The following is a 268-nucleotide window of genomic DNA, read 5'->3' as shown; positions in this document are numbered from 1 at the left end:
CGTCAAGGAGATCCGCACCCGGGGCGACATCATCTTGTTCATCGACGAGCTGCACACGCTGGTGGGCGCGGGCGCCGCCGAGGGCGCCATCGACGCCGCGAGCATTCTGAAGCCCCCTCTCGCGAGGGGCGAGCTGCAGACGATCGGCGCGACGACCCTGGACGAGTATCGCAAGCACGTCGAGAAGGACGCGGCGCTGGAGCGGCGGTTCCAGCCGATCCAGGTGGCCGAGCCGTCGTTGTCGCACACGATCGAGATTCTCAAGGGT

1 pseudogene is annotated in these 268 nt (G+C 67.5%); it reads left to right on the top strand.

Annotated features, from left to right (window positions below):
- Positions 1 to 268: pseudogene (locus HCK04_RS40785) on the top strand (ATP-dependent Clp protease ATP-binding subunit); the annotation flags it as partial.

The sequence above is a fragment of the Microbispora sp. CL1-1 genome (genome assembly GCF_012034195.1).
GTDB lineage: Bacteria > Actinomycetota > Actinomycetes > Streptosporangiales > Streptosporangiaceae > Microbispora.
This window is presented reverse-complemented; position numbering and strand designations above follow the sequence as displayed.